This window comes from Hyphomonas sp. L-53-1-40 (assembly GCF_000682775.1).
Lineage (GTDB): Bacteria > Pseudomonadota > Alphaproteobacteria > Caulobacterales > Hyphomonadaceae > Hyphomonas.
The window spans coordinates 416,701-443,189 of sequence record NZ_AWFI01000012.1 but is presented as its reverse complement, the minus strand read 5'-3'; the positions used below and the strand labels follow the sequence as shown (position 1 = coordinate 443,189).

Here is a 26,489-nt window from a genome sequence, read left to right as displayed (position 1 = left end):
GTGGAGGTGCGTGGGGGGATACGGTTGCGTTATGATTATAGTTTTAAGCAAGATCTGGATGATCCTGCATAACGCAGTGCTTCAGACTTCTTTGGTATCTATCAGCAGGCAGATGTCTTCCCAGTACTCAAAGAGTGGCAAGCAAGTCAGACGAAACATGAACCAGCAAGCATATTTTACATCCGATGAATAGAAGTGTGCGCCCGGGATTTTTCCGTGTGCGAATTCGTGTCGCAACGCAGGCCCAGGACGAGAATTGAACAGGCTATCGATCTCAAAAACGATTTCAGTTCCTAAGATTTCCTCAAGCGCCTTTCTGTCATGAGTGATCAAGCTAGAAATCGACCTGTCATCCTGAGTCAAATCGCTCTCGATAGTCGATGGGTCGCGACCCGCTGTTTTAAGCAAATGTCGTATCGAGTTTTCCATCTGCGGAATGAGCAGGCTACCAGCACTCATCATATCGCCTTGAAAGAATCGGGCGAAGCCAAGAGCAAAAAGAGGTCTCTGATATTCAGGAACAAAAGGGCTGTTTGCGGTTATGACGTCAAAAGCGTTCTGACTGAGAGGTAACTCTGATTGGATATGTCGGCGTGCGGGCTCAATTGCGCTCGAAACAACAAGATTTCTCAACATCGCCATATCCCTAAGTATGTGCTCTCGAAGCGCGTCGTCCGAGATAATATCACCGATAGTAGAGCCTTCAGCTTTCGCGACCGTTTTTCCTTCGCGATCAACATGAGTAGCCGCGAACATGGATGACAGCGGATATTCGGCGATGCTTTTTTTTGCCTGTTCTTCAAGCTGCTGAGGATCGGGCGAACCGGCTAGGCATGCAAACTGTCCCAGTGCTTCGCCAAGAGAAAGGCCGCTTATTCGCCTAATCGTGTCTGTGACGAGATCAGTAATATCGGTTTTGTGAGAAATGGTACCCATTTCGAAGATGGAGTCTTCCTGCTTCTCACGCAACAAGGTGCGGACTTCCTGAGCGCGCGCCTTCGCGGCAGGACCGCGTGCTTGACGCAGTTCGTCAATCGCAGTCATCAACCACCCGGCGGTAGCCATCGCAGACCCGGCCATCGCCTCGGATAGTGCAATCGAACATTCAGCAATTTGAAGCTGGCAATCGTTGGCCTTTTCTTGAAGTTCATTACGTCTGTAGATGCGTTGAAGTTGTTCCAGTGTTGCCTTGCGCCAATAGGGATCAACCATATCAGTTTTCTTGAGGACCTCTTCGATCCGCTGAGCGAGCGCCAGTTCATCAACAGCATAGAAGTCCAAAGACAATCGCGCCACTCGAGTAATAGAGGGTAAATCACAGGCGCCGAAAGCTCTCTGATTTAGAAGTGCTAGGGCATCGATCAGCCCCGCTGAGTGCTCTTCTTTTCCTTTCACAGCCTTTGAAATCTGGAAGGCCCGTTGGAGGAGCTTAATAGCTCGGTAGTCAATGAGAGATTCCGAATCGAGCCGAAACTGCGCTTCTCCATTCAGGTACTGAATTACGCGTTGCAGGTAAGCCTCTATTGCGAGGTCTGCCATATCACGGCGTTTTCGGTCGTTAAGCCAAGCGATGTCCGCAACGCGGGCCCGCAAGGTTGGGTTATTGATTGTTGGCGCATAAGCCGCCAGTTGCTCAGACTGCTCGCCCGCAAGATCAGATGGGATCATGGATCGGCGCCCGTCCATGACTATCATTGGACCGTAGGGTTCCGCTGGATCGTCATACTTATCGTGTATGCCCATGATGTTACTGAGGAGCCGTACTACAGGCGCTTGGTTGCTGCCTGCTGCTTCCATTTTTTTTGCCGCCTCGTCGAGTTGAGATTGTACCGAATGCCAGTCGATGGCTGTCCCGTCCGGGATAATTTCACTTTCGGATAGGGCGATGAGCTCTTCGGAATTGATAATAGAAATGCTTCTTTTATCGTTACCGCTCTGCTGACCGGTCATTGTAGTATTCCCAGTTTGCGCTGCTTCTTTTCTTGATCCGGCAGTAGTCTTGGGCAAATCACCCCAATTTCTCCGCCGCCTCTTCAGCAAAATAGGTGATCACGCCGCTCGCGCCCGCGCGTTTGAAGCACATGAGCGACTCCATCATGACGCGGTCGCCGTCGATCCAGCCATTCTGGGCGGCGGCCTTGATCTGGGCGTATTCGCCGGAGACCTGGTAGGCGATGGTCGGCACACCGAAGGTGGAGCTGACGCGTTGCACAATGTCCAGATACGGAAGGCCGGGCTTGACCATGACCATGTCAGCGCCTTCGGCAAGATCGAGCGCGACCTCGCGCAGGGCTTCATCGGAATTGGCCGGGTCTTGCTGATAGGTTTTCTTGTCGCCCTTCAGCGCGGCGGCCGAGCCGATGGCATCGCGATAGGGGCCGTAAAAGCCGCTGGCATATTTGGCGGCATAGGCGAGGATCATCTGGTGGGTGAAGCCTTCTTCCTCGAACGCGGAACGGATCGCGCCGATGCGGCCATCCATCATGTCTGACGGGGCGACGATATCGGCGCCCGCGCCGACATGGACCAGCGCCTGCTGAACCAGGTTTTCCGTGGTCGCATCATTCGGGATGGTGCCGTCCTCGTCCAGCAGGCCGTCATGCCCGTGGCTGGTATAGGCGTCGAGCGCCACATCCGTGATCAAGCCGACTTCAGGCGCAGCATCCTTCATCGCTTTCAGGGCGCGTGGCACGAGTCCATCAGGGTCGAGCGCGCCGGAGCCTGTCTCGTCCTTGCCGTCTGCGCCAATATAGGGAAACAGCGCGATGGCCGGAATGCCAAGCTCACGTGCACGGACCGCGGCCTTGGCGGCGTCCTTTACGCTCAACCGGTCAATGCCGGGCAGACTGCTGACCGGCATGCGGTCGTCGCCATCATGGACAAAGACGGCCCAGATCAAATCGGCGGGCGTCAGCACGTTTTCGCCAGCGAGCGAACGGATCCATGGGGCCTGGCGCAGTCGGCGCATGCGGGTGGCGGGGAAGGCTTGGGAAAAGTGGGTCATGCAGGTCTCATTGGTCTAAAATCCGGATGGCTACAACCAGCCAATTTTACGCAGCATGAAACAGCGTTTTGAGACGTCGAGTTCTTCGGCCTGAATGCGTTCCAATTCCAGCATCCACTCGGCCATGTCACTGCGCTTGACCTCGCGAAAGCCATGCTTGGCGTAGAACGGTGCGTTCCAGGGCAGGTCGCGGAAAGTGGACAACGCAATGCGGCGCAGCTTGCGACGCTTCGCTTCGTCGATAACGCGGGTCAGCAGAGCCGCGCCGATGCCGCGCTGACCTTGGTCCGGATGGACGCTGATCTGGTCAAGATAGAGCATGCCGCCGCGCAGGGAGACCAGCGCAAATCCAACCGGCGCGCCGGTTTCCAGCCGCGCGGTGAACAGGTCGCCATTCTCGGCGGCGCTGGCAAGGATGTCGACGGGTACATGGTCTTTCAGAGCTTCTTCGGACAATAGACCGGTCGGAGCAAACAGGGCGCTGGCGGCGCGATCCACTTCGGCCAGAACGCCGACTTCGGACGCGTCCGCATCGCCGATTCCATAGCGTGTGCTGGCGTGTTGCATTGACATTGCGCGCTACCCATTCAATTCCCGTGGAAGCCTCTTACGCCAAAAAACGAGGAATTAACAATGAGTGCTTTGTTTTCCGACGAACAATTGATGATCCGGGACATGGCCCGCAAATTTGCCGAGGCGCAATTGCTGCCGCATTCGGAAGCTTGGGACCGCGACAGCCACTTCCCGGTCGATGTGATCAAGCAGGCCGCAGAGCTTGGCTTTGCGGGCATTTATGTCTCTGAAGAAGTCGGCGGCAGCGCCCTGACGCGCACCGACGCGGCCATGATTTTCGAGCAGTTGTCCTATGGTGATGTCTCTACGGCGGCATTCATTTCCATTCACAATATGGCCAGTTGGATGATCGACACGTTCGGATCGGACGCGCAGCGCCAGGCGTGGGTGCCGCGGCTGACGCGTATGGAGTTGATCGCATCATATTGCCTGACCGAACCCGGTGCGGGATCGGATGCTGCCAGCCTGAAGACGCGCGCAGTGAAGGATGGCGATGATTATGTCATCTCCGGCACGAAACAATTCATCTCCGGCGCGGGCACGTCTGACGTTTACGTCTTGATGGCGCGCACTTCCGACGACGGCGCCAAGGGCGTGTCGGCCTTCATTATCGAGAAGGACACACCCGGGCTGAGCTTTGGGGCGAATGAGCGCAAGATGGGCTGGAAGAGCCAGCCCACGCGGCAGGTGATGCTGGACGGCGTTCGCGTGCCGGCGGCAAACCGAATTGGCGAGGAAGGTCACGGCTTCCGATTTGCGATGGCAGGGCTCGATGGCGGGCGGCTGAATATTGCGGCGTGTGCCCTCGGCGGTGCGCAACTCGCGCTCGACAAGGCGGTGGCCTACGCGAAAGAGCGCGAACAGTTCGGCAAGGCGATTGCGACCTTCCAGAACACGGCGTTCAAGCTGGCGGATATGGAAACCGAGCTGCAGGCCGCGCGGGTCATGCTGTACGAGGCGGCTGGACGACTGGACGGCAAGTCGCCGGACGCGACGCGTTGGTGCGCGATGGCCAAGCGCTTTGTCACGGATACTGCGTTCAAGGTTGCGAACGACGCCCTTCAAATCCACGGCGGATACGGCTATCTCGCAGATTATGGTGTCGAACGGATCGTGCGCGATTTGCGCGTGCATCAGATTCTGGAAGGCACGAACGAGATCATGCGCGTCATCATTTCGCGGGACATGCTGAAGGATTAGGGGCCGACGCTCGCAGCGCTGGCTAGGAAGATCGTCCTGATATCCGAACATTACGGATAATTATGCCCATTTCGGGCGTGTAGGGACAGGTTTTGACTGCCGGTCTCTCGACATATGGCCACCCATGGGGTGATCTAAGGCTCTTGTAGAGTTTTAGTAAATAGGAGGACCCGCGATGAAAGTGGTCCGTAAGCTGTCTGCCCTTGGCGCGATTATCGCGATGGGTGCCTGCGCCAACACCCCGCCAAACCTGAACGACGATATGATTGTCCGTGGCGACCGAGTCGGCGATGTCGAACTGGGCATGAGCCTGATTGAGTTGTTTGCCGTCAAAGGCCCACCCCGGAGCACCACCCCGATCGAAGGTACGCGCGCCACGACTTATACCTATGACGGGTTGGTGATTGCCGCTGATGAGAGCGTGTACTGGATCATCGCACGCGACCCACGCTATCGCACCGAGATGGGCGTTGGCACAGGCGCTGAGCAGATTCTGACTCGTGGGGCCTACGGCAAGCCGAAATGCGTGGTGACGGAGGATGACGTCACTCTATATGATTACCGTGACATCTATTTCGGCGTCGACAACAAGACCGGGAAGGTCACCAAGGTCGGCATCATGCGCGATACGCAAACTTGCGATGGGTAAGGGGGCGCACTGAGCCCTGACGGGCCGCCAGCCCGGAAAGCGATTGAACCTCCATCCGATATGCGGCACCGTGCGGCTGTGTTTCAGCTGATCGGAAGAGGTGCGCTTGTGCGGGGATTGAAGAGTCTGGTTTTGGCGATGGTGGCGACGCTCGTCCTTCCATTTGCATGGGCGCAGTCTGGAGACTGGGCGGAAGAAACCGGATCACTTGTTCACAAGGATGGATTTGTTGATCTCTATCTGGATGCAGATGGCGGGCGCGTGCTGGTCGCTCTGCCCGCGCCGGACGAGGAAGGCGTTGCCCTGCGCGCGATCCAGGCGACGGGCCTGACGGCGGGGCTCGGCTCCAATCCGATCGGGCTGGATCGGGGCCGCGCCAATGCCGGCGAGATCGTTGCCTTCCGCAAGGTGGGCGACAAGGTCATCGCGGAGATCGAGAACTGGACCTATCGCGCCAGCGCCGACAATCCGCTGGAGCGCAAAGCCGTGCGGGATTCCTTTGCGCGCAGCTTTGTCTGGTCGGGTGAAATTCTCGGCACCGGACCGGAGGGCGAATTGTTGGTGGACCTGTCGTCCTATCTGACGCGCGACACGATGGATGTGCGCGCGCGGCTGAAACAGCATCCCAAGGGCGGCGCGTTCCAGATCTCGAAGGACTTGTCCATGCCGGACGTTTCGGCGGCGCTGGCCTTTCCGGACAATGTCGAGTTTGACGCCTTTCTGACGCTGGGCAGTGACGAACCGAAAGCGGAAGTCTGGGCCACGGCGGCCGATGCGCGCTCTGTGACGCTGGTGCAGCACACATCGCTCGTGCGCTTGCCGGATGACGGCTACACGCCTCGTATGTTCGATCCACGCAGCGGCGCGATTGATGTAGGCTATTATGATTTTTCCGCGCCACTGAGCGGACAGGTCGGGCAATCCTATGCGCGCCGCTTCCGTCTTGAGAAACAGGATCCGTCCGCAGCGAGCAGCCCGGCAAAAGAGCCGATTGTCTTCTATGTTGATTCCGGTGCGCCAGAGGAAATTCGTGTCGCCCTGATTGAAGGGGCATCCTGGTGGGCCGAAGCTTTCGAGGCCGCTGGCTTTCCGGATTCCTATCTCGTGCAAGTCCTCCCCGAAGGCGCGCATCCGCTTGATGTCCGCTATAATGTGATCCAGTGGGTGCACCGCCAGACCCGCGGCTGGTCCTATGGTGGTGGACTGACCGATCCGCGTACGGGTGAAATGCTTAAAGCCAATGTTATTCTGGGTAGCCAGCGTGTGCGCCAGGACAGGATGATCTTTGAAGGTTTGGCTGGCGCATCGAAGACCGGCACTGGCGCGGCGGATGATCCGGTTGAGATCGCTCTTTCCCGTATTCGCCAATTGGCTGCGCACGAAGTCGGCCACACGCTTGGCTTCGCCCACAATTTTGCGGCGTCCTCGAATGAGCGCGCGTCGGTGATGGATTATCCAGCGCCGCTTATTTGGGTTGGCCAGAATGGGGAACTGGATTTCTCAGCCGCCTATGATGTCGGAATCGGTGAGTGGGACATGGTGTCTGCCATGTGGCTCTACCGGCAATATCCTGACGGCACGGACGAGAATGCTGCAGGAGACGAATTGTTGGAATCGGCTTGGGGGAGCGGACTGCGCTATATTGATGATCCGCAGGGGCGCGGCGTTGGAACAGCGCATCCCTATGCGAGCGTCTGGGACAATGGCACAGACCCTGTCGCGTCCCTGACGGAGGTGATGCGGGTACGGAAAGTAGCGCTTGAACGGTTCGGCCTCGGCGCGCTGCAGGCAGGCGAGCCGACCTCGCGCCTGCGGGCGGTGATCGTGCCGATCTATCTTTATCATCGCTATCAGGTGAACGCGGCGGCGAAGATGATTGGTGGTTATGATTTCCACTATGCCGAAACGGGGCAGGCCAATACTGGCGGAGCGCCCGTACCGGCAGATCAGCAACGCGGCGCGCTCAGTGCGCTGGTGGCAACGCTGGATCCGGCCGTGCTTGATCTGCCAGACCAGACGCTCGACCTGTTGACGCCGCCGCTGGTGTCGTTCCGTGGGGCGGGCGCGGGGGCGGAATATTTCCCAGGCGAAACCGGGGCGATGTTTGATCTTCTGACAGCCGCTGACACATCAGCCTCACAAACCTTGGGCGCCTTGCTGCATCCCCAGCGCGTCGCACGCCTGATCGAAACTGAACGCCGCGACGCGAACGCGCTGAGCTTTGGTGATGTCTTGCGCGAAGTGGAGGAGGCGCTGTTCAAAGATGCTGACACGCCACGTCAGGCGAGTATCCTGCGGCGCGAGCAAGTGCGGTACGTTTCCGTACTGACAGACCTTGCCGCAAACACAAATGCGACGCCTGAAACGGTGATCCAGACCAATGCATATCTCAGCGCTCTGGCGCGCCGGATTGTGTCCCGTTCGCGGCGAGCTGATCCAGCGGATGTGGCAGTGCGGGACGAGCTCTCCCGTCGTATTACGGCCCATCTCGACAGGCCATCTCTACCCGTCATGCCGTCCACACCTGAAGTCGATATCCCGCCCGGCAGCCCCATTGGCGCAGGCAGCGCCGAAGCTTGCTGGCATTGCGATACGGCGCTGCTGCCACGCTAGGCGGAAGGTTCATTTGTGGAGTGGGTGTGACCGTTGCGCGTGACGCCACCGCGTCGCCAACAAAAGGAAGGCATCAGATAAATTCGACACCGGTCTCGCGACCGAGTTGCCAACGGCGCTGACACAGGCGTGGGCGTCGGCTGTTAGGCAGACGGATTGAAAAGGTTTCCGGCAGATTGATCTCCTTGCGGGTCGCAAAGCGGACGCCGCCGGATGAGATGTTGCGAATCTCGCACGGTACCGAGCGCCAGAGACCCAGTTTCAGAATGCCTTTGGCGATTACCGGAGTACGGCGTCCGCGCAGCTCTGCGCCGGGGAGGTCGGTCTGTCTCATGGGCGAACCATAGTCCCAACGGGTAAACATTCGCGGTTCGCCATTGTCATGAATTTCCAATAGGGATTTGCGGACTGTTAACGTCCTGACGCGCGGGGCGGGCTTGATCCGCGAGGCGTCGAATGTAGGGGTAGGCGAAACAAACAATGGTCGGCGGAAGACGCCGGAGACAAAGGGATAAAGCATGTCGAATGACGTATCGGTGGAGACCCATCGCGGTGTGGGACGAATTACGCTGACGCGGCCAGAGGCGTTGCATGCGCTGAACGCACCCATGTGCGACACCATCTTGGCCGCCCTGGAGCGCTGGACGGCAGACCCGACCGTTCACATGGTCATGATCGACCATGAAGAAGAAACGCGGGGGTTCTGCGCTGGTGGTGACATTCGCATGCTGGCCGATAGCGGCGCGGGTGATGCGAGTGAGGCGCGTGCCTTCTTCAATGTCGAATACCGGATGAATGCCGCGCTGAAGACTTTCCCCAAGCCGGTGCTGGCGATCATGGATGGTGTGACCATGGGTGGCGGGGTTGGCCTGTCTGTGCATGGCTCTCACCGGGTTGCGACCGAGCGCACGCTGTTCGCCATGCCGGAGACCGGGATCGGACTGTTCCCGGACGTGGGGGGTGGCTGGTTCCTGCCGCGCCTGTCGGGCTATCTTGGTACATGGTTGGCGCTGACGGGGGCGCGTTTGAAGGGCGCAGATGTTGTTGCGGCCCGGGTGGCGACGCATTTCCTGCCATCGGAATTGGTGCCGAACCTGAAAAAGCAGATCGAAGGCGCGGATTTCTCCGTCGGTGCCGCCGAAATGCTGAACGAGATCCTGCGCGGCATGACCCATCCTGTGCCAGCGGGCAGCTTTGCGGCGCATAGCGATTTGATTGATGATTGCTTTGCAAAGGACACCGCTGAGGAGATTGTGGCTGCGTTGGACGTGGCTGACAATGAGTGGGCATCCGAGCAGGCGGCGACCATTCGAACGAAGTCCCCAGAGACTGTGAAGGTTGCTCTTCGTCAGGTTCGAGATGGCGCCAAACTTGATAACTTTGAAGAGAACATGCGGATGGAGTACCGCATTGGCTGGCGCAAAGTGCAAAGTCATGACTTCCTTGAAGGCGTTCGCGCGGTCATTGTCGACAAGGACAATGCTCCGAAATGGAAGCCGGCCACGCTGGAAGAGGTCAGCGATGCGGACGTGGCGAGATATTTCGAGCCATTGGGCGACGATGAATTGACCTTTGGGGATTGAGCGCGAGCCAAGGCCTTGAAATAGTGCCGACAATCAATGTTGGGGCGATTCAGGAGCATGTATGCGCGGACAAGTATTAAAGGCTGACTCTGTAGAGGGGCTGGGTCTCATCCTCGGAGACGATGGTGTGCGCTACAATTTCTCTCAGGCACAGGTGCGGGACAACAATCGGCTCGTCCAGGGACATGTTGTCGATTTCGTCGGTATGGGTAACGAGGCGCGCGATATCTATTTGCTCGAGGCTACCGGACAACCCTCTACACAGCCAGTTCCGCCGCAGCCCGTTAGTCAGGGGTATGCGGGGGCTGCACCCTATGCTCAGCCCATGGCAGTCAAGAGTGACGGTATCTGGACGTACTTTCTCAGATGTCTGTCATCCAGCTATTTCAAGTTCAATGGCCGCGCACGCCGCCAAGAGTATTGGGGGTACATATTGTTTTCAATACTTGCGCTCATCTTGGCGTTTGTTGTCGACACGATCCTTACCCTATCAATATTTGGCGTCGACGACTCCGAGGGATACTTTCTCCCTCTCTTCACCGCGCTTTGGATACTTTATACCATCATTCCGGGTATAGCTGTCACCGTACGGCGCTTCCATGATCAGGATCTGTCCGGCTGGATGTACCTGCTGAACTTGATTCCCTATGTCGGCGGCCTGATCGTTTTCGTATTCATGCTGATCGACAGTCGTGCAGAGCCGAACGTGCATGGGCCTAGTCCGAAATACGGCATTCGCGGCACGGTCGACACGTTCGCTTGAGCGAATACTTTCATGATATCCAAACCTGACAGGCCCAAATCGTTACGTAATAGTAACGGTTAATGTATTCGCGTGGATATTAACCTTCTAATCTTGAGAAAAGGGCATGCTTATTAATTCATTAGGATTGCTCGTGTATTTCTACTCAAACTACAACAAAAGTTGAGTGAATAGTTGAGTGGTGATGAAAATGATGATTGCAGAAGCGCAGGATACTGCGAACAATTCGTTGGGCGAGTCTTTCCTGAAGTCTTTGTCTTTGCTTGAGCAGGCGCACCGTCGTCTTCATGATGTTGTGAAGGACGATCTGGAGCGCGGCGGTGAGCGTTCGCTGACCGGCGTTCAGGCATTGTTGCTTTATGAAATTGGCGAAGGCGAAGCCCCCGCATCTGTTCTTCGGGCTCGTGGCGCCTTTGCTGGCACCAGCCTCTCCTACAACGTCAAGAAACTCCAGGAAGGCGGCTATCTGATCCAGACCCGCTCCGAAGATGACAAGCGCACCGTCACGCTCAGCCTGACCGAGCGCGGTCTGAAGGTTCGCAAACGGGTCGAGGCCCTCTTCGAGAAGCAGGCCGGCGCGCTTGAGCCAACGGCCAGCGTGCGTCCGGATGACCTGTCGCAACTGAACAAGACCATCTCGCGCCTTGAGCGCTTCTGGTCCGACCAGATCCGGTTCCGCCTCTAAGCGCGCGGATTACATGGACGACTAAAAAAAGCCCTCGCCAATTTGGCGGGGGCTTTTTCATTTTCATGGATTCCGCGCGAGACAGAAAATGGTTTTCAACCCCAGATTTCTTCACTAGGTTTCATCTGTGATGAGGGGATTTGGGGTTCTTTTTCTCGGGCTGGCATGGGCCGTACCCGCTTCGGCAGGGCCTTGGTCCCAACCGCATGAAGGTTGGTATGCCGAGGCCGTCGGCACTGAAGAGGAACTGGAAGGCGTCCGTGGAAACCGGGTTTCGCTCTACGGCGAGTATGGCTTCGCACCGAATTGGACGGTTACCGCAAAATCAGAGGCGGTGGCCTATGAGGTCGGCAGCCAGTTTAACAAGGAGTTCTGGCGTGCCACGTTGCGCCGGCAACTGGTCACCCACAAGGGTTGGGCCATAGGGGTTGAGGGCGGCCTGGTTCATGGCAGTTCGCTGGCCGGCGTATTCGGGTGCGACGAGTGGGGCGCCGAAGCCCGCCTCAGCGGCGGCCTGTCCGGCCTGCGGGGTGGTCGCAATTTCTATGTCTTCGCAGATGCCGCGGTGATCCGTCATGAAGATGGCTGTGTCCGCCAGCGTGCCGAGTTCGGCTATGGCGTCGATATCTGGCAGGACTTCTTTATAAGCCAGCAGCTTTGGGTCGAGCGCGGCAACGAAACGGCGGACTCAAACAAGTACGAAACCAAGCTTGGCTACCATTTCGGTTGGGCCGATGTGGCGGTCGGTTATCGAGAGGAATTTGCCGGAGAGTTTGACGAGCATGCTGTGCTGCTCGCCCTTATCCTCCGGCATTAATCACACGAGTCTATTCCGCAGGGGCGTCTTCCGGGGTAGCTTCGGCGGCGAAGCCGGTCTCACTCATCAGATAGGCGACAACCGCCAGGCGGTCGTCTGGTTTGCGTACGCCCGCAAACGTCATGCGGTTGCCAGGCAGGAAAGTGCGCGGGTTCTCCAGCCAGTGATCGACCTTGTCGGGCGTCCAGATGAAGTCGGCTTTTTGCAGGGCAGGGGAATAGGCAAAGCCCTCCAGTGTGCCGGCCTCACGACCGAACAGCCCATGCAGGTTCGGCCCAACGAGGTTGCCGCCGCCTTCCGCCGTAATGTGGCAGGATTGGCAGAGCTTCCAGGTGCGGCGACCGCGCGCATAATCGGCGGTATTGTACGGGGCGGGCAGGGCCGCGAACGGTGATACCGCATCAACCGCCGCTTCAGCGGGGGCAGCGGCGGGCGCCGCTTCTGCCGGGGCCTTCGCCGGAGGTGCTTCTGCGGCCGGGGTATCAGTTTCGGGCGCATCGGAGCCGCCACAAGCGGTGAGCAACACTATTGCGGCGACGGCGAGGGAAGAAGTCAACTTCATGGAATTTCAGGCTCCGGAATGTTCCGGCGCACTTTGTGGGGTAACCGCACGGAAGGCAACCGGCCTGCGTCAACTGGACGCCGGGCGCGAGCCGGACATACCCGCCTTGGCTGGTCCCTGTTGAAACCGTGCGGGCAGGCGGGGACAAAGCGCGTCAGCCGGGGTATTGTAACCAGATGCCTGATTCCGTCCGCCCTCGCCCCGAGATTCGCAAGCTGCCACCTGATGTCGTGAACCGGATCGCGGCGGGCCGCCGTCAAGGAATTGGTCGAGAATGCTCTGGACGCTGGCGCTCGCCGTATTTCTGTCTCCATCGAAGCGGGGGGCCTGAAACGGATCATCATCGAAGATGATGGCTGTGGCATGTCTGCCGACGATCTGCTCGTCGCGCTGGAACGCCATGCAACCTCCAAACTCGTGCCGGATGCCGGCGGGCGGGTGGATTTGCTGAACATCCACACGATGGGCTTCCGGGGTGAAGCGTTGCCGTCGATTGCCTCGGTCAGCCGCTGCAGCATTTCATCCCGCGCGACCGGCGAAGACGCAGCCGAAGTCTTTGTTGAGGCGGGACGGATGGAAGGCCCTCGCCCGGCGGCGTTTACCGGGCGCGGCGAGACTGGCACGCGCATCGAAGTGCGCGACCTGTTCTATGCGACTCCCGCCCGGTTGAAGTTCATGAAAGGCGAGCGCGCCGAAAGCATGGCTGTGACTGACACGATCAAGCGTCTCGCCATGGCCAATCCGCATGTTGCTTTCTCGCTGGAAAATAATGGCCGGAACTCGCTGCGCTATGCCGCTGAAGTCGAAGGCGCCTCCGGCCAACTGGCTCGGCTCGGCGCAATCATGGGACGTGATTTCCGTGAGAACGCGCTGGAGATTGATGCCGAGCGCGAAGGTGTTCGCCTTGCTGGCTTTGCCGGCCTGCCGACGCTCAATCGCGGCAACGCCCAGATGCAGTTCCTCTTCGTGAATGACCGACCGGTAAAGGACCGTATGCTGAACGGCGTAATCCGTGCGGCCTATCAGGATTTCCTGGCGCGCGACCGGCATCCGCTGGCGGCGCTGTTTGTTGATCTTGATCCGGAATATGTCGATGTGAACGTGCACCCCGCCAAGACCGAGGTGCGGTTCCGCGATGCGGGGAATGTAAGAGGTTTGATGATCGGTGCACTGCGTCACGCGCTCGCCGCTGCGGGGCACAGAGCGTCGACCACGGTCGCGAATTCTGCGCTCGGCAAGGTTCGGATTGAAGAGGCAACATCGGCCAATCTCTGGTCGTTGCCATCTGCGCCAGAGCGGCAGGCTTCACCCTCGTCCTATTATCGCCAGCCATCGGGTATTGATTTCGACCAGCCTCTTCCGCCCTCTGGCGATGTGATGGCGGGGCTGCACGAAGCACCGCCGCCTGCCTATCGACATGATGCCGCTCCGTCCGCACGGGTGGAGCCGGAAGCCGTGCCCGCGCAAGGTATGCCTTCTGACTTTCCACTCGGCGTCGCCCGCGCTCAGTTGCACGAAACCTATGTCGTTGCGCAGACAGCGGATGGCATCGTTATCGTGGATCAGCATGCCGCTCATGAGCGGCTGGTCTACGAAGACATGAAACGCCAAATGGCTGCGGGCGGGGTAAGGCGTCAGGCGCTGCTGATCCCGGATGTGGTGGAGCTTACTGAGGACGAGGCGACCCGCGTGCTCGAGCGCGCCGACGAGTTGGCTGAACTGGGCCTGGAAATCGAACCTTTCGGCGCAGGCGCGATTTGTGTACGGGCCACCCCCGCCCTGTTCGGGGAAATGGACGCAATGGGCTTGATCCGTGATCTCGCCGATGACTTCGCCGAATATGATGCGGGCCTCGCGCTCAAGGAGCGGTTCGAGGAAGTCATGGGGAACATGGCGTGCCGCGGTTCAGTGCGAGCCGGACGACGACTGAATGGCGAGGAGATGAATGCGCTGCTCCGCCAGATGGAAGCGACGCCACATTCCGGCCAGTGCAATCATGGGCGGCCGACCTATGTGGAGCTCAAGCTCGCCGACATCGAACGCCTGTTCGGGCGGCGGGGATAGGCTCTGTGGACGCCTTGATCTTTGATTGCGATGGGGTGTTGGTCGACTCCGAAACAATCTCCATCGCCACTGAACGGGAAATGCTTTCTGGTTGGGGGCTCGAATATCCGTTCGAGATTTTCGTTTCGCGTTTTGTCGGCCTGCACAATCGGGACTTCCATGCGGCTCTCGCGGCGGATGCCATTGAGCGTGGACGCCCCTTGCCTCCGGATTTTGCCGACCAGTTGCAGGCGCGCATCTGGCAACGCTTCGAAACGGATCTGCGCGCGATTGAAGGTGTGCTGGAAGTATCGGCCGCGTTCTCTGGTGCGCAGGCAGTGGCATCGTCGTCCGAGGCGGAGAAGCTCGTCCGTAAACTTCATCTCACTGGACTGTACGATAACTTTGCGCCGCACATATATTCCTCAGACCTCGTGACCAATGGAAAGCCTGCGCCTGATCTGTTTCTGCACGCAGCCGAACAGATCAGTGCCCGGCCCGACAAATGTGTCGTACTCGAAGACAGCGTGAATGGTGTGACAGCCGCGCGCGCCGCCGGGATGACAGCGTGGGGCTTTACGGGCGGTGGTCATGCCGATGCGGGGCTTGGCGACCGGCTCAGGGCGGCGGGCGCGCAGGATGTGTTTGCGTCGCATGCGGAGATATCTGCAGCGCTTGCCAGCTGACCCTTTCAGGCTTTCGGGAAAACGTCACGCAGGGATGCCCACTCCGCTTCGTGAGAGCCGTGAAAATTCGGCTTACTCTCATCTGTCAGCCGACCACGCGGCGGGGTATAGCTGTCGATCTGGCGAACCGGATTTTCGCGCCACTGAATGTTCACGGCCCAGAGTTTCGGGAAGAAGTATAGCGTTGAATAAGGCAAATGGTCGTGGATCCACCAGGCCAGTTTCTGCCAGTCCCCTTCTGCGTGGAAAGCATCGTAGAAGGCTGGAATGACGACGCAGGCGGTTGCACCCATGTTTCCTTCGGCATCCCGCCGGTCCCAGATATGATGGCCGTAATTGCTTTCGTTCGAGGCGCAATTGTAGCCCTTCTTCTTGTCCCGCTGCATCTGGTTGCCAAATCCATTCACTTCAGCAGAGCGATAGGCGGACCTGATGGCGATGCGCCCGAAAACGTCCTGCAAGGGTTCCAGCAATTCCGTGCAGAGCTTCGTGCCGGCGGTAATGGCAAGGTCCGGATCATCGGGAACGTTCGAGAGGCCGTGAAGCGCGGCGATATCCGAATACAGGAAGTCGCGCATGAAGAAAGAGCGCGACAAGCGCGCACGTCCAAACTCCGCAAGTGCATCGACGCTGGACGGCCGTCTCATGGTCGTTTCCAGTCGCCGCTCGGGACGCTAGTCCTCGTCGCTGACATCGGCTGCGACCACTTCGTACATTTCCGGCGTGCATGTGCCCTCGGTGATCTGATCGCGTTTCAGCGTCAGTGTCTCTCCGACTTCCGGCAGCGTGCCCAAGTAGGAGGCCGGGACCCACAATTCTCCCTCGGGCCCATCGAACAAAGCGCCGTCTTCATCGACTTCGGTCACCGTTGCCGAGATGATTGTGGTTTCATAGCTGCACGGTCCGCCTACGATTGGAGGCGTAGGCTCACAGGCGATCAGCGGCGTGATGAGCGCGATGGCGGCAAGGTGTGTACGCATTTATGTCTCCCGCGTTGGTCTGTGGACGCTACAGCGATCGGGCGGGAAGGCAACTGGGAACCCGATCAGGAATTGATGACGCGACCGGGGTTCATGATCTTGTTTGGGTCTAGCGCATGTTTGATGGCACGCATCATTTCGGTGGCTGCCTTCGGACGAATGCGTTCCAGTTCATCACGTTTCAGCCGCCCAACACCGTGTTCGGCGCTAATGGATCCGTCGAAGCTCATGACCTGATCATAGATGATACGAAAGATTGCTTCATCCTGACCACGTAGAACTGGACGCTCTGCGCTGGCTGGCTCGCAAACAGAATAATGGAGATTGCCATCGCCGACATGACCGAAGATCACGAACTCCGCTGAAGGCACTTTTTCCAGAACCGAAGCGTTGCAAGCATCGATAAATTCGGGAATGCGGCTAACCGGTACGGAGATGTCCTGGTTCAGCGCGGTGCCATATGCTCGTTTCGACAGCGGGATTGTCTCTCGGATATGCCAGAAGCTTTCGGCTTGCGCGACGCTTTCGGCAATGACGGCATCCTGCACAAGTTCGCTCTCATATGCTGCGGCGAGTGCGCCTTCCAGAACGTCGCGGGCATGTTCGGCGCGGGACATGGAAATTTCGATCAGCACGCGCCAAGGCAAATCAGATGGAAGCGGGTCGCGTGTGTCCGGCACGTCTGCCTGTACCATGGCGAGGGCATTCGCAGGGATGATCTCGAAACTTGTTACCGTATCGCCGGCATGGTCGCGAACCATTGCGAGCAGTTTCACGACGTCGCTTGCTGTTGTGCAGGTGACCCAAGCGCTCGCGCGCTGAACCTTGGGAAACAGTTTCAGGGTCGCAGCCGTGATGATACCGAGCGTACCTTCTGCGCCAGCAAACAAGTGTTTCAGATCGTAGCCCGTATTGTTCTTGCGCAGGCCCGACAGGCCGTTCCAGATATCTCCATTCGGCAGCACGACTTCGAGGCCAAGGATCAGGTCGCGCATCATGCCATAGCGCAGCACCGCGACCCCGCCAGCATTGGTCGAAATCAGGCCGCCAATCGTGGCGGTGCCTTCCGAGCCGAGTGAAAGCGGGAACAAGCGCTGGGCGTCGTCGGCCGCTTGCTGCGCCACGACAAGGGGGGCGCCAGCCTCGATCACGAGCGAATTGTTGAACGCATCGAGTGCACGTACCGCATTCATCCGTTGCATCGACACACAGATTTCGCCATGCGGCGTGCCCGCATCAACCAGGCCGGTATTGCCGCCCTGAGGTGTGATCGCGACGCCATATTCATTGCAAAGTCGCACCAGTGCAGCGGTCTCTTCCGTTGTGGCGGGCTTTGCGAGGAAAGGCGTCTCGCCCTTGTAGGTGCCGCGCCAGGGTGACGACACTTTGGCGAGTTCCTCCGCTGCCATGCTCCACCCTTTCGGGCCGAGCAGGTTTTGGGCGGCGGTCAGGAAGTCCGGGCTAAGCTCTGTCATTGGGTAAACCTACTCATTCCCTGCGCGATTTCGAGTTTGTTGCTTCCATCATTCATCTCGGTGCGCGGCCCGAGCGAGGCGATCATTGATGGCTTCGCCAAGACCCTCATTCGGAATGTGCGCGACAGCGATGCGGTCGGCCTCTGCATCCAGTTGCCTCAGCATGGCGAACAGGTTTGCAGCAGCTTCGGTCACGTTGCCAGCTGGTGAGAGGTTGAGCCCATTTGCCCCATCCGGGCCGAAGCCTAGCCAGGCCTCCCCTGCTTCGGGGGCGCTCGCATTGAGACGTAAGCGGGCATTCGGTGCATAGTGGCTTTTCAGCTGGCCGGGGGCGGCAATGCTATCGTCTTCGCCGGCGCGCGCGAGTGACGTGCCCAGAACCGCTTCGAGGGCGGAGGTCTCGACTGTGCCGGCGCGCAGGAGTGTTGGCTGGTCACCGACCAATGAGACAATGGTGGATTCGATGCCTTGCGTGCACGGCCCACCGTCGAGGATCAGGTCGACCTTGCCGTCGAGATCGGCTTTGACGTGTTCGGCCAGCGTCGGGCTGATATGACCGGACCGGTTGGCCGACGGTGCGACAACCGGACGACCGAAGCCCGCGATCAGGCTGCGCGCGCCGGGATGGGCTGGCATGCGGATGGCGATTGAATCCAGGCCGGACCGCGCCAGGTCGCAAACCGTCCCCGTCGACGCCACCGGCAAGACCAAGGTAAGTGGGCCCGGCCAGAACGCCTGTGCGAGTGTGAACGCTGCGTCGCAAAACACGGCTTCGGCTTGCGCCATTTCCAGTGAAGCAACATGCGCGATCAGGGGGTTGAAGCTGGGACGCCCCTTGGCTGCGTATAGTCGTGCCACCGCGTCAGGGTTTGATGCATCGCAGGCGAGACCATATACGGTCTCGGTCGGCATGGCGACCAGCCCGCCCTTGCGCAGGAAGCTGGCAGCCAGCTGAAGCGTGCTGGATTCGATGGGAGCGATGGCAGTCATGCGCGCGGGCTTAGCATTCGCGTCGCGGCCCCGGAAGCCACCCGTGCATTATTTGCGCGTGGCGGTTCCCGTTACGGAGATTGTGATTTCATCGCCAACCCAGCTTCCAGAGGGATCAGAGTCTTGGCCGAGATTGAAGGCCTTGCGACTCATAACCGCTTTTCCAGCCAGCATCGCGGTGTCGCCATCGATTTCAAGTGAGAAGTCGAGCGGTACCGTTACCAACTCGGACTTCAGCGATATTGCAGCGTCCGCATTGTAGCCGGTGTCCGTTTTGCTGAAATTGCTCAGGCTGATCTTGGCGTCAGGATAGGTGGTCGTGTCGAACCATTCCGGGCCCTTCAGGCTGTCATTGTAGAGCTTCTTGCCGGCATCGGCAGTAGCTGTCCGGACCGTTACGAGCACACGAGACTCATCGAGCGCTTCTGGATGGAATTCCACATCTGCTGACCAATCGTCAAAGGTGCCGCTGAATTCAGCTCCATCATACATACCTGTGAACCGAATTTCGGAAGTGTCGTAATCGACATCCCAATTCGCGTCGATGGCTTCGTCTGCGGGTGCGATGGCCTCGTCAGTTTGCGGTGTGGCGCTGCTGGACTGACCTGAGCCCGCAATCGGTATGATCGCGATGAGGGCAAAGGCAATGATCGCCGTTCCGAAGGCGCGGACATATCCTCGTGCGGTGGGGGGTGTCGCAGGCTTTCCGAACAAGCCAGGCAACATCTTTTTCAATACTCCGTCTTCAGCAGCGAATTCATGTTTCACCGCGCCGGCCACATGCAGGCCTAGCAGGATGATCAGGACCCAAGCACCTTTGGAATGGATGTTCTCGATGATGACGTGCGCAATATCTCCGCGCAGGAAATCCGGCGCGGGCAAGTGGGGCCAGCTGACCGTCTCAAACAAGACGGTCGGCACCTTGAACTTGGAGGTGGAGACAAGCAGCCATCCGGCCAAAGGCAAAATGACCATCAGTCCATAGAATGCCATGTGGACGAGATGAGACGCCAGCTTTTCATGGGCTGGCATCTCTTCCGGGAGTGGCGGTGGCGGATTCATGACGCGCCAGATCACCCGGACCAAGCTGAGGAACAGGAGCAGGATCCCAATCGATTTGTGAAGCTGAAAGCGTACTTCGTTATCGTCCATGTTCCAGCCGAGCCAGATCATGAACAGTAGAAGGGCTGCCATCACCCAGTGAAGGGTGATGGCGACGATCGTGTAACGAGACGTTTCAGTCTTCATGTGGAGGATGTACCTGTCTTATTCGGCAGCTTTGGCGAATTCCGCCTCGATGGTCAGGTGGATCGTGTCACCCAGGTTTGGCACCATTTTCGACAGGCCAAATTCGGAACGATTGAACGAACCGGTGGCGGAGAAGCCGATTTTTGGCTGTTCCGGGGCCCACGGGAAGGTCGCGGTGCCGTTGTAAGTAACATCCAGCGTCACTGGCTTGGTCACGCCAAGGAAGGTCAGATCGCCTGTGACAGTGCCGGTGGTCGGGCCGGTTGTTGTGATTTCTGTCGAGGTGAAGGTGATCTCGGGGTATTCGCCTGCGTTGAAATAGGTTGGATCCTGCGCGATTTCTTCATCGAACGTGTCGTAAGGCGAATCGGCATGGGTCGCTTTGAAATCGCCCGGATAATCTGTTTCGACCGATGTCGGGTCGACCGTGACGGTCAGCGATGTGGCAGACGCGTCATCAGGATTGAACTCCAGCGTGGCATCCATCTTGGTGAAGCGGGCTGTGTAGTTGGACAGGCCGAAATGATTCACCGTCCAGACAAGCGACGCATGGGTGGGATCAAGCACGTACGTGCCGGCCGGAGCCATTTCCGGAGCAGGTGCGGTCTCTTCTGCAGCCGGAGCAGCCGTTTCACTTGTCTCAGTTGCCGGCGTTTGGGCCTCTGCTGCAGGGGCAGTGGTCTCGGCGGCGCCGCAGGCGGCGAGCGCGAGGACAGAAGCGGAAAGTAGGATTTTGCGCATATTCGTGTCTCCTGGACGTCTATTGGTTCGGTCATGGTGATTATAGGGCGCAGTTGGCGTGGCACCATCCCCGCGCTAAATGCTCTTCGGGATATAACCTATTCGGATTCTGGGAGAAATACATGGCCTACGACGCTCCGCTCAACGATATGGCGTTCGCGCTCCAGTCCGTTGCGGGTCTGTCCCGATTGGAAGGGTTGGAGGCATTCAGTAACTATGATCCCGAGTTGATCACGCCGATCCTGGAAGAAGCCAACAAGCTGGCACGTGATGTATTGGCGCCGCTCAATGCATCTGGCGACGCGCACGGTGCCGTACTGACCGAGGATGGGGTGAAGGCCGCGCCGGGATTTGCTGATGCCTACGCCCAATTCCGGGAGGGTGGATGGATGGGCCTGTCGGCGCCAGAGGAATGGGGCGGGCAAGGCCTGCCGAAGGCGCTCGCCTTGGCGGTCATGGAGATGTTCCACGCGGCCAACATGTCGTTCGGGCTCTGCCCCATGCTCAGCTTCGGCGCAGTTGAGGCCCTGCTGGCACACGGCACAGATGACCAGAAGCAGATGTATCTTCCCAACCTCGTGGCCGGCAATTGGACCGGCACCATGAATTTGACGGAGCCGCAGGCCGGTTCGGATGTTGGCGCGCTCAAGACAAGAGCCGTGCCGAGGGAAGATGGCAGCTACGCCATCAGTGGGCAGAAGATATTCATCACATGGGGCGACCATGATGTCGCCGAGAACATCATACACCTGGTCCTGGCGCGCTTGCCGGATGCGCCTGCAGGTTCGCGCGGCATCTCTCTCTTCATCGTGCCGAAGTTTATGGTTGAAGCGGATGGTAGCCTCGGCGCACGCAATGCCGTCAAATGTATCGGTCTGGAAAAGAAGATGGGCATCCACGCCTCGCCGACCTGTGTGATGGAATATGATGGCGCGACCGGATGGCTGATCGGTCAGGAGAACAAGGGCTTGGCCTGTATGTTCACCATGATGAATTCCGCACGCCTCAACGTCGGGCTAGAGGGCGTGGCGGTAGGCGAGGCGGCCTACCAGACGGCACTCGAATATGCGCAGGAGCGCAAGCAAGGCAAGGCGCCGGGCGTTGAAGGGCCCGCTCCGATCCTGCATCATGCGGATGTGCGCCGTACCCTGACGACCATGCGCGCCCGCGTTGCTGCGGCGCGCGCGATCTGTTATGCCTGTGGGGTCGCCGCAGACCTCGCCGAGGCGTCCCCGGATGAAACCACACGCGCAGCTGCAAAGATGCGGGAAGACCTGCTGACGCCAATTGCCAAGGCATGGTGCACGGATATGGGCGTCGATGTGGCGAGCCTTGGTGTGCAAATACATGGCGGCATGGGCTTTATGGGCGAGACACTCGCAGGCCAACTTTATCGCGACTCCCGGATTGCCCCGATCTATGAAGGCACGAATGGCATTCAGGCCATCGACCTTGTCGGGCGTAAACTGACCGGTACGAATGGTGAGTCCATGCGAGTGATGTTGGGTGAGGTCGAGGCAACGGCGGCAGATGCCCGCGCGACCAATGACCCACAGCTTGTGCAGATTGCAGACCGCCTGCGCGCGGGCGCCGAAGCCCTGCGCGAGGCCAGTGACTGGATGCTGGAAGCGATGAAGGATCGCGACCAGGACAAGGCACTTGCGGGCGCGACGGCCTATCTCGCGCTGGCGGGAGACGTGATTGGCGGGCACTTCCTGACGCGGGCAGCTGTTGCTGCACGCGGTGAGGAAGGCAGCTTCCGGGCACGCCAACTGGCACTTGCGGGCTTCTTTTCCGAGACTGTTCTGGCAACCGCGCCGGGCCGTGTCTCCGGCATCACCGAAGGCGGCTCCCCTTTCCTCGACAATAGCGAAGCTCTGTTCGGTATCGCGTGATTTCGGCTCAGGTGCTGAGCTTTGGCAAGGCGATTAAGCACAGGACCGAGGCGCAGGAGACTGCTGTCCCGATCACAGCGAGTGGTACCATGCCAAATGTGACGAACGGCGCGGCGATCGCCGTGCCGGCAGCAGTCGTGGAAAGGATGGCAACGAGGACGAGCGCCGACCCGCGCGCATCATCTCCGCGCGCAGCGACGACCGCGCGATAGAAACCGGGAGGTCCACGAAAACCGAGGCCGAGATTGACCGGCACGAACAGGGCGGCGAGCATGAGTGGTGCTGTGCCACCCGCCAGTGCGTAAATCAGGATACCAGCCAAGCCTGCGGCGGACATAGCCGATCCGAACAGGATCATCGGTTCAGGTTCGAACCGTGCGGATAGCTTGCCGGCAAAGTTCGATCCTGCAATGAAGAACGCAATCCCTGTAACCTGCATGATGATGAAGTCGCCCAGGGCGCCGCCAAGACCCTTGGTGATCATGGCCGGTGCGCCGAACACAAAGATAAGCAGTCCGGCGAGTGTGAAGGCCTGACTCAGGGCATAGCGCAGGAAGACCGGATTGATCACGTGGCGCAGATAGCTGCCCGGCGCCCGCGTCGACGGCGGCGCGGGCAGGCGATGACGCAGTATGGCGACGAGCGCCGCAACGCCTAGGCTCAAGATACCCAGGGCAAGAAAGGAACTTTTCCAGCCGAATGCCATCAGCAGCCAGACGCCGAGCACAGGGGCAAGGGCAGGGATCAAGGATTCTATGCTCGCCATGAAGCCAAGTGCGCCAACGGCTTTCTCCTCGGAAAACATGGCGCGGATCATGCCTGGAGCAAACACAGCTGCGGCAGATCCGGTCAGACCTTGCAAGAACCGCAGGCCAACCAAGACGGACAGGGACGGCGCGGCCATGCAGGCGAACGAAACCAGCGCATAGGCCGCAAGCGAGATGACCAACAAGTTACGCTGGTCGATCCGTGCGCCGAGTTCACCGAAGGCCAGCAGACCCATACAACCACCTGCCACGAAGGCGGCCAGCACCAGCTGCGCCATCGCCTGCGAGCCCCCCAAGGTTTCCGGCAAGGACGGAACGGCAGGCAGGACCAAATCTGTCCCGGCAAGGCCGAGAATGGTCCCGAGGACTAACAGGCCAAAGGCGAGCAGGGGCGCTGCAGTGCGGCGGTCCGTCATTATTCAATCATCTCCGTTGGGGCTGCGCCTATGCCGGAAATGCCCCACAATGTCGACTGAATGTTGCGGGGGGCGGCGCGCGCCGATATGACGGGCCGCAACATTGCACGGAGGCGCGACACGCCATGGCCTGGACCAAAACCTATTCCGGCGACGAGCCCTTGCGGATCAACAAATGGCTGGCGCTGGAAGGCGTTTGCTCGCGGCGCGAGGCGGACTCCCTGATTGAGCAGGGCCTGGTGAAGGTCGACGGCGAGAAAGCGGTCTCCGGCCAGAAGATCGAGACCGGTCAGACGTTGGATCTGGCGCAGAAGGCTGCACGTCGGCTCGATAACCAACTTTCCATCCTGTTCCACAAACCGATCGGTATTGTTTCGGGCACGCCGGAGGGTGATGAAATTCCCGCTGTGCGGCTCATCTCAGGCGATAGTCTTTCAGGAAAAAGTCACGCTATTCCGGGGCGCTACAACAAGCTTGCGCCCCTCGGTCGGCTCGACAAGGATTCCCGCGGCTTGTTGATCTTGTCCGAAGACGGCGTGTTGGCAAAGGCCGTGATTGGGCCGGAGAGCCAGCTCGACAAGGAATACCTGGTCAAGGTGAAGGGCGATGTTACGCCCGAAAAGCTGGGCAAGTTGCGTCATGGTCTCGAGCTGGATGGTCGCCAGCTGAAACCTGCCATCGTCGAGCAAGTGAAACAGCAGGAGTTGAAATTTATCCTGAACGAAGGCCGCAACCGCCAGATCCGGCGTATGTGCCAACTGGTAGAGCTGCATGTTGTGGACCTGATGCGTGTGCGTGTTGGGCCGCTGGAGCTTGCAGGTTTGCCGGAAGGCAAGTGGCGTCCGATCAGTGGCCGTGAACGCGAAGCCTTGCTGAGAGGTGACATGCCCCGTCCCCGCAAGCCGCGACCGGAGCGGCCAGAGCGCTCAGATCGGGCAGAACGGAGTGGGCGTCCGGATCGTCCCGCGCGGGCTGAACGTCCCGAACGGTCAGGCAAGCCAGACCGGCGCCCTGACAGGACCGCCCCCCGCTCAGGCGGGAAGCCGGGACCGGCCTCTGGAGAGAAAACGGTCTCCCCGCTGAAAGGCGAGAAGTTCAAGCGCACCAAGCTCAAGCCTCGCAAGCGAACACCCATCAAGTGAGGGACCTGGTGATCATCATGGGCGTGGCGGGCAGTGGAAAATCGTCCATTGCCGAAGCCCTCTCCAAGGCCGAGGGTTGGCCGTTTGTGGAAGCGGATGACTACCACTCCGCCGCCAACAAGGAGAAGATGGCCTCCGGCACATCCCTGACCGATGCAGATCGCGCCGACTGGGTGCGCAGCCTGTGCAAAACCCTGACCGACATGCCGGAGGACCGGGTGGTCCTGGCCTGTTCGGCGCTTACGCCCTTTGTCCAGACAGGCCTGCGCGAGCAGAGCGGCCGGATATGCCTGTTCGTCCTGCTGGACGTGCCCAAAGATGAGCTTGCGCAGCGGATTTCCTCGCGCGCCGACCATTTCATGCCGGTCTCCCTGCTCGACAGCCAACTGGCCGCGCTGGTTCCGCCGGAAGACGTTATCCGGGTCGACGGTATGGCAGCTCCAATCGCTCTGGTTGAGGACATTCGCACGCGTCTTGCTGTGGCATGACCTTGCGGTACGGCTCGACGGACGCAAGAAGCTGCGTATCCTCCTGACATGGATGGTACAGAAATCAGCAAGCCGACACGGCCGCGCCTTGATTATCCGCATGGACAATCGGCGCCCGCTCCCGGCGAAATCAGGGAGATAGCGCCCGGCCTGTTCTGGCTGGCGATGCCTCTGCATTTCTCTCTCAAATTCATCAATGTCTGGCTGATCGACGATGGCGATAGCTGGACCATTGTTGACACCGGGATTCCGTATGATGAGACGCGTGACGTCTGGCGGAAATTGTTGGCTGATCGGGTCAGTGAGCAGAAGCCTCTCAAGCGGGTTATCGTCACCCACATGCACCCCGATCATATCGGGACGGCTGGATGGCTCTGTCACAAATGGGGCGCTGAGCTGTGGATGACTCGTCTGGAATATACAACGTGCCGGATGCTGGTATCTGACACCGGGCGCAGTGCGCCAAAGGCTGGTTTGGACTTCTATTTGCGTGCCGGCTGGAACAAGGCCCAGCTGGACCAGTACAAGGAGAAGTTCGGCGGGTTCGGAAAAGGTGTCATGCCATTACCGGATTCCTACCGCCGCCTTGTTGACGGCGATACATTCGAAATGGGCTGTCAGGAATGGGAAGTCATCACCGGCAGTGGGCATTCGCCCGAGCATGCATGTCTTTATAGTCGCGATCTCAATATCTTGATCTCAGGTGACCAGATTCTGCCGCGGATCTCTTCCAACATATCCGTCCATCCGACTGAGCCTGCGGCGAATCCATTGCTCGACTGGCTCGAAAGCTGTGAAAAGTTGAAACAGCGGCTGCCGGAAGACGTGCTTGTCCTGCCAGCTCATAATGAGCCCTTTACCGGAGCCCACAAACGGCTGCAGCACTTGATCGACGGGCATCATGTGGGACTCTCAAGATTGCTTCAGAGGTTGGAGCGTGGGCCAATGAAGGCAGTGGATACGTTCATCACGCTGTTCGGCCGCGCGATTTCCGACGACGAGGTCAGCATGGCCACGGGTGAGGCATTGGCGCATCTCAACTATCTCATCTATCGGGGTGATGTGTCTGTGACGCGGAATGAAACCGGAATAGACCTCTACAGCCTGAGCTAAGGCGGGCATTCCCGGCTTTTGCAGCAGCGGAGGCGTTTTCGTCTTCGCAATCAGGA

General features: G+C 59.2%; 24 protein-coding genes and 1 pseudogene. 13 read left to right on the top strand and 12 right to left on the bottom strand.

All coding sequences use genetic code 11. The features are described 5' to 3' along the window. Positions 1-81: 81 nt before the first annotated feature. The 3 genes from L53_RS08005 to L53_RS07995 are packed head-to-tail and all read right to left on the bottom strand — an operon-like array spanning position 82 to position 3,577. Complete coding sequence (locus L53_RS08005) at positions 82-1,950, bottom strand: hypothetical protein (protein ID WP_034813963.1); 1,869 nt, start codon at positions 1,948-1,950, stop codon at positions 82-84. Positions 1,951-2,008: 58 nt separating this feature from the next. After that, positions 2,009-3,004, bottom strand: a complete 996-nt coding sequence (gene hemB, locus L53_RS08000) for a porphobilinogen synthase (protein WP_034813962.1) — start codon at positions 3,002-3,004, stop codon at positions 2,009-2,011. Positions 3,005-3,034: 30 nt separating this feature from the next. Next, positions 3,035-3,577 carry a GNAT family N-acetyltransferase gene (locus L53_RS07995; protein WP_051607719.1) on the bottom strand — a complete coding sequence of 181 codons (543 nt, stop codon included), beginning with the start codon at positions 3,575-3,577 and terminating at the stop codon, positions 3,035-3,037. Positions 3,578-3,637: 60 nt separating this feature from the next. Between L53_RS07995 and L53_RS07990 the strand changes: the two genes are divergently transcribed. From L53_RS07990 to L53_RS07980, 3 genes are all read left to right on the top strand, one after another. Continuing rightward, positions 3,638-4,777 (top strand): acyl-CoA dehydrogenase family protein, encoded by a 1,140-nt coding sequence (locus L53_RS07990; RefSeq protein WP_034813961.1) that lies wholly within the window; start codon positions 3,638-3,640, stop codon positions 4,775-4,777. A gap of 175 nt (positions 4,778-4,952) precedes the next feature. Further along, on the top strand, positions 4,953-5,426 hold the full coding sequence (locus tag L53_RS07985; protein ID WP_034813960.1) for a hypothetical protein: 474 nt from the start codon (positions 4,953-4,955) through the stop codon (positions 5,424-5,426). Positions 5,427-5,534: 108 nt separating this feature from the next. Continuing rightward, positions 5,535-8,039, top strand: coding sequence for a zinc-dependent metalloprotease (locus tag L53_RS07980; protein ID WP_198019765.1), 2,505 nt, complete (start codon positions 5,535-5,537; stop codon positions 8,037-8,039). A gap of 73 nt (positions 8,040-8,112) precedes the next feature. Here L53_RS07980 and L53_RS07975 read toward each other — a convergent pair whose 3' ends face one another. After that, complete coding sequence (locus L53_RS07975) at positions 8,113-8,373, bottom strand: hypothetical protein (RefSeq protein ID WP_156947856.1); 261 nt, start codon at positions 8,371-8,373, stop codon at positions 8,113-8,115. Between the two features lie 184 nt (positions 8,374-8,557). Between L53_RS07975 and L53_RS07970 the strand changes: the two genes are divergently transcribed. The 4 genes from L53_RS07970 to L53_RS07955 all read left to right on the top strand — a co-directional run bounded on the left by L53_RS07970 (position 8,558) and on the right by L53_RS07955 (position 11,887). Further along, on the top strand, positions 8,558-9,622 hold the full coding sequence (locus L53_RS07970; RefSeq protein ID WP_034813955.1) for an enoyl-CoA hydratase/isomerase family protein: 1,065 nt from the start codon (positions 8,558-8,560) through the stop codon (positions 9,620-9,622). A 61-nt stretch (positions 9,623-9,683) separates the two neighbouring features. Further along, positions 9,684-10,385 carry a DUF805 domain-containing protein gene (locus tag L53_RS16360; protein ID WP_051607717.1) on the top strand — a complete coding sequence of 234 codons (702 nt, stop codon included), beginning with the start codon at positions 9,684-9,686 and terminating at the stop codon, positions 10,383-10,385. A gap of 190 nt (positions 10,386-10,575) precedes the next feature. Then, positions 10,576-11,070, top strand: a complete 495-nt coding sequence (locus tag L53_RS07960; protein ID WP_233347660.1) for a MarR family winged helix-turn-helix transcriptional regulator — start codon at positions 10,576-10,578, stop codon at positions 11,068-11,070. A 130-nt stretch (positions 11,071-11,200) separates the two neighbouring features. Beyond that, positions 11,201-11,887: a hypothetical protein gene (locus tag L53_RS07955; protein ID WP_034813951.1), complete on the top strand. Its 687-nt coding sequence runs from the start codon at positions 11,201-11,203 to the stop codon at positions 11,885-11,887. Positions 11,888-11,897: 10 nt separating this feature from the next. On the opposite strand, the gene L53_RS07950 is transcribed toward L53_RS07955, so the two are convergent. Continuing rightward, on the bottom strand, positions 11,898-12,449 hold the full coding sequence (locus L53_RS07950; protein ID WP_034813950.1) for a cytochrome c family protein: 552 nt from the start codon (positions 12,447-12,449) through the stop codon (positions 11,898-11,900). 176 nt (positions 12,450-12,625) lie between these two features. Here L53_RS07950 and mutL point away from each other — a divergent pair. Together mutL and L53_RS07940 are read left to right on the top strand one after the other, a co-directional pair. Beyond that, positions 12,626-14,513: pseudogene (gene mutL, locus L53_RS07945) on the top strand (DNA mismatch repair endonuclease MutL). 5 nt (positions 14,514-14,518) lie between these two features. Next, the gene (locus L53_RS07940; protein ID WP_233347659.1) at positions 14,519-15,178 is read left to right on the top strand and encodes an HAD family phosphatase; all 660 of its coding nucleotides are present in this window, start codon (positions 14,519-14,521) and stop codon (positions 15,176-15,178) included. A gap of 5 nt (positions 15,179-15,183) precedes the next feature. Here L53_RS07940 and L53_RS07935 read toward each other — a convergent pair whose 3' ends face one another. The 6 genes from L53_RS07935 to L53_RS07910 form a co-directional block, all read right to left on the bottom strand. Next, positions 15,184-15,825, bottom strand: a complete 642-nt coding sequence (locus L53_RS07935; RefSeq protein ID WP_034813947.1) for a hypothetical protein — start codon at positions 15,823-15,825, stop codon at positions 15,184-15,186. Positions 15,826-15,852: 27 nt separating this feature from the next. Beyond that, complete coding sequence (locus L53_RS07930) at positions 15,853-16,158, bottom strand: hypothetical protein (RefSeq protein ID WP_034813944.1); 306 nt, start codon at positions 16,156-16,158, stop codon at positions 15,853-15,855. A 65-nt stretch (positions 16,159-16,223) separates the two neighbouring features. Continuing rightward, entirely contained in the window at positions 16,224-17,633 is a 1,410-nt protein-coding gene (locus tag L53_RS07925; protein ID WP_034813941.1) for an FAD-binding oxidoreductase, read from the bottom strand. Between the two features lie 48 nt (positions 17,634-17,681). Further along, positions 17,682-18,623 (bottom strand): L-threonylcarbamoyladenylate synthase, encoded by a 942-nt coding sequence (locus L53_RS07920; RefSeq protein ID WP_034813939.1) that lies wholly within the window; start codon positions 18,621-18,623, stop codon positions 17,682-17,684. Positions 18,624-18,671: 48 nt separating this feature from the next. Beyond that, positions 18,672-19,871 (bottom strand): cytochrome b/b6 domain-containing protein, encoded by a 1,200-nt coding sequence (locus L53_RS07915; protein ID WP_034813936.1) that lies wholly within the window; start codon positions 19,869-19,871, stop codon positions 18,672-18,674. Positions 19,872-19,889: 18 nt separating this feature from the next. Further along, a complete protein-coding gene (locus L53_RS07910) occupies positions 19,890-20,612 on the bottom strand; it encodes a YceI family protein (protein WP_034813934.1) in 723 nt (240 codons plus the stop codon). Between the two features lie 122 nt (positions 20,613-20,734). On the opposite strand from L53_RS07910, the gene L53_RS07905 reads away from it, so the two are divergent. Beyond that, a complete protein-coding gene (locus tag L53_RS07905; RefSeq protein WP_034813931.1) occupies positions 20,735-22,507 on the top strand; it encodes an acyl-CoA dehydrogenase in 1,773 nt (590 codons plus the stop codon). A 7-nt stretch (positions 22,508-22,514) separates the two neighbouring features. On the opposite strand, the gene L53_RS07900 is transcribed toward L53_RS07905, so the two are convergent. Next, positions 22,515-23,690, bottom strand: a complete 1,176-nt coding sequence (locus tag L53_RS07900) for an MFS transporter (RefSeq protein WP_034813928.1) — start codon at positions 23,688-23,690, stop codon at positions 22,515-22,517. Positions 23,691-23,815: 125 nt separating this feature from the next. Between L53_RS07900 and L53_RS07895 the strand changes: the two genes are divergently transcribed. The 3 genes from L53_RS07895 to L53_RS07885 are packed head-to-tail and all read left to right on the top strand — an operon-like array spanning position 23,816 to position 26,433. Continuing rightward, complete coding sequence (locus tag L53_RS07895) at positions 23,816-24,832, top strand: pseudouridine synthase (RefSeq protein ID WP_084333237.1); 1,017 nt, start codon at positions 23,816-23,818, stop codon at positions 24,830-24,832. Beyond that, positions 24,829-25,320 (top strand): gluconokinase, encoded by a 492-nt coding sequence (locus L53_RS07890; protein WP_156947855.1) that lies wholly within the window; start codon positions 24,829-24,831, stop codon positions 25,318-25,320. The genes L53_RS07895 and L53_RS07890 overlap by 4 nt, the downstream gene beginning before the upstream one ends. 48 nt (positions 25,321-25,368) lie before the next feature. After that, positions 25,369-26,433, top strand: coding sequence for an MBL fold metallo-hydrolase (locus tag L53_RS07885; protein ID WP_034813922.1), 1,065 nt, complete (start codon positions 25,369-25,371; stop codon positions 26,431-26,433). The last annotated feature ends 56 nt before the right edge of the window (positions 26,434-26,489 follow it).

What these genes read in the sequence shown, in the direction of transcription:
- L53_RS07925 (WP_034813941.1), bottom strand. Translation starts at nt 17,633, where the DNA reads ATGACAGAGCTTAGCCCGGACTTCCTGACCGCCGCCCAAAACCTGCTC.
- L53_RS08005 (WP_034813963.1), bottom strand. Translation starts at nt 1,950, where the DNA reads ATGACCGGTCAGCAGAGCGGTAACGATAAAAGAAGCATTTCTATTATC.
- L53_RS07895 (WP_084333237.1), top strand. Translation starts at nt 23,816, where the DNA reads ATGGCCTGGACCAAAACCTATTCCGGCGACGAGCCCTTGCGGATCAAC.
- L53_RS07960 (WP_233347660.1), top strand. Translation starts at nt 10,576, where the DNA reads ATGATGATTGCAGAAGCGCAGGATACTGCGAACAATTCGTTGGGCGAG.
- L53_RS07955 (WP_034813951.1), top strand. Translation starts at nt 11,201, where the DNA reads ATGAGGGGATTTGGGGTTCTTTTTCTCGGGCTGGCATGGGCCGTACCC.
- L53_RS07900 (WP_034813928.1), bottom strand. Translation starts at nt 23,690, where the DNA reads ATGACGGACCGCCGCACTGCAGCGCCCCTGCTCGCCTTTGGCCTGTTA.
- L53_RS16360 (WP_051607717.1), top strand. Translation starts at nt 9,684, where the DNA reads ATGCGCGGACAAGTATTAAAGGCTGACTCTGTAGAGGGGCTGGGTCTC.
- L53_RS07910 (WP_034813934.1), bottom strand. Translation starts at nt 20,612, where the DNA reads ATGCGCAAAATCCTACTTTCCGCTTCTGTCCTCGCGCTCGCCGCCTGC.
- L53_RS07930 (WP_034813944.1), bottom strand. Translation starts at nt 16,158, where the DNA reads ATGCGTACACACCTTGCCGCCATCGCGCTCATCACGCCGCTGATCGCC.
- L53_RS07885 (WP_034813922.1), top strand. Translation starts at nt 25,369, where the DNA reads ATGGATGGTACAGAAATCAGCAAGCCGACACGGCCGCGCCTTGATTAT.
- L53_RS07905 (WP_034813931.1), top strand. Translation starts at nt 20,735, where the DNA reads ATGGCCTACGACGCTCCGCTCAACGATATGGCGTTCGCGCTCCAGTCC.
- hemB (WP_034813962.1), bottom strand. Translation starts at nt 3,004, where the DNA reads ATGACCCACTTTTCCCAAGCCTTCCCCGCCACCCGCATGCGCCGACTG.
- L53_RS07915 (WP_034813936.1), bottom strand. Translation starts at nt 19,871, where the DNA reads ATGAAGACTGAAACGTCTCGTTACACGATCGTCGCCATCACCCTTCAC.
- L53_RS07990 (WP_034813961.1), top strand. Translation starts at nt 3,638, where the DNA reads ATGAGTGCTTTGTTTTCCGACGAACAATTGATGATCCGGGACATGGCC.
- L53_RS07975 (WP_156947856.1), bottom strand. Translation starts at nt 8,373, where the DNA reads ATGAGACAGACCGACCTCCCCGGCGCAGAGCTGCGCGGACGCCGTACT.
- L53_RS07995 (WP_051607719.1), bottom strand. Translation starts at nt 3,577, where the DNA reads ATGTCAATGCAACACGCCAGCACACGCTATGGAATCGGCGATGCGGAC.
- L53_RS07920 (WP_034813939.1), bottom strand. Translation starts at nt 18,623, where the DNA reads ATGACTGCCATCGCTCCCATCGAATCCAGCACGCTTCAGCTGGCTGCC.
- L53_RS07950 (WP_034813950.1), bottom strand. Translation starts at nt 12,449, where the DNA reads ATGAAGTTGACTTCTTCCCTCGCCGTCGCCGCAATAGTGTTGCTCACC.
- L53_RS07935 (WP_034813947.1), bottom strand. Translation starts at nt 15,825, where the DNA reads ATGAGACGGCCGTCCAGCGTCGATGCACTTGCGGAGTTTGGACGTGCG.
- L53_RS07985 (WP_034813960.1), top strand. Translation starts at nt 4,953, where the DNA reads ATGAAAGTGGTCCGTAAGCTGTCTGCCCTTGGCGCGATTATCGCGATG.
- L53_RS07970 (WP_034813955.1), top strand. Translation starts at nt 8,558, where the DNA reads ATGTCGAATGACGTATCGGTGGAGACCCATCGCGGTGTGGGACGAATT.